1 protein-coding gene and 1 pseudogene are annotated in these 1,280 nt (G+C 68.3%); both read left to right on the top strand.

What is annotated here, in order from left to right:
- Nucleotides 1-104: 104 nt before the first annotated feature.
- On the top strand, nucleotides 105-953 hold the full coding sequence (locus tag ACTWQH_RS32715) for an IS5 family transposase (RefSeq protein WP_443290447.1): 849 nt from the start codon (nucleotides 105-107) through the stop codon (nucleotides 951-953).
- Between the two features lie 11 nt (nucleotides 954-964).
- A pseudogene (locus ACTWQH_RS32710) lies at nucleotides 965-1,280 on the top strand (hypothetical protein); the annotation flags it as partial.

Genomic DNA, 1,280 nt, shown 5'->3' with positions numbered 1-1,280 from the left:
AGAGGGCGGTTCGTGTGTTTTTAGGCAGTTCTGTCGTCACCTGAGGGTGTGGGCGTGGGCGGGAATCCGCTGATCCGGGCCGGGTGGTCTGTTGGGGTGGCGGGGTGAGTGAACGCAGGCCGTACCCGAGTGACTTATCGGATGAGCAGTGGTCGTTGATCGAGCCGGTGATCACTGCGTGGAAGGACCGGCATCGCTCGGTGAGCGGGCACCAGGGTGCCTGTGCGATGCGCGAGATCGTGAACGCGATCCTCTACCAGAGCAGGACCGGCTGTCAGTGGGCCTATCTGCCGCATGACCTGCCGCCGAAGAGCGCGACGTACTACTACTTCGCCGCCTGGCGGGATGATGGGACCGACCAGGTCATCCATGAGTTCCTGCGCTGCCAGGTCCGTGAGCGGGCCCGCCGGTTAGAGGACCCGACCCTGGCGGTGCTGGACACCCAGAGTGTCCACGCGGCCGCCGGGGTCCCCGCGTCCACGACCGGTCGGGATCCGGCGAAACGGGTGCCGGGCCGCAAGCGCGGGCTGGCCGTGGACGTGCTCGGCCTGGTGATCGCGGTGACCGTTCTCGCCGCGCACGCGCACGACAACGCAGCGGGTACCGCCCTGGTGGACCAGGTCGCCGAGAACACCGGCGGCACCGTCCGCAAGGCTGTGGTCGACCAGGGGTTCAAAAACCAGGTCACCGCGCACGGCGCCCGGCTGGGCATCGATGTCGAGACCGTCGAACGCAACCCGCAGAACCAGGGATTCGTCCCGCAGCCGAAACGGTGGAGGGTCGAGCAGACCTACGGGATTCTGATACTGCACCGGCGTCTGGTCCGCGACTACGAGCACCGCCCGTCCTCGTCCGTCTCCCGGGTCTACTGGGCGATGACCCATGTCATGGCCCGCCGCCTCACCGGCGCGAACTCACCCACTTGGCGCGAGACACAGGTGGTGGCCGGGTGACTGTCCAGCCCTTGCTCGACGCGCTCGACGTTCAGCAGAACGCCGCCCGGGCCCTGGCCGACGACCTTGGTGCGCAGATCGCCGGACTCCAGGACCGGCTCCGGGAAGCCGAGATCCACCTCGAACACCTCGCGATCACCCGCAAGACCGTCACGGCTCTCGCCGACCGTCTCCCCGAGCAGGCCGGCGCACCCAACCTGCCCGAGCACCCGGACTACCCCCGCATCCTCGCCGTCTTCAACCAGACAACCGCCCCCCCTGCGCGCCCGCGACGTCTGCGAAGCCCTCGACCAAGAACTGCTGCCGAAGAACATCGAGCGCACCCGC

The organism is Streptomyces sp. 6N223, assembly GCF_052246635.1.
Lineage (GTDB): Bacteria > Actinomycetota > Actinomycetes > Streptomycetales > Streptomycetaceae > Streptomyces.
This window is presented reverse-complemented; position numbering and strand designations above follow the sequence as displayed.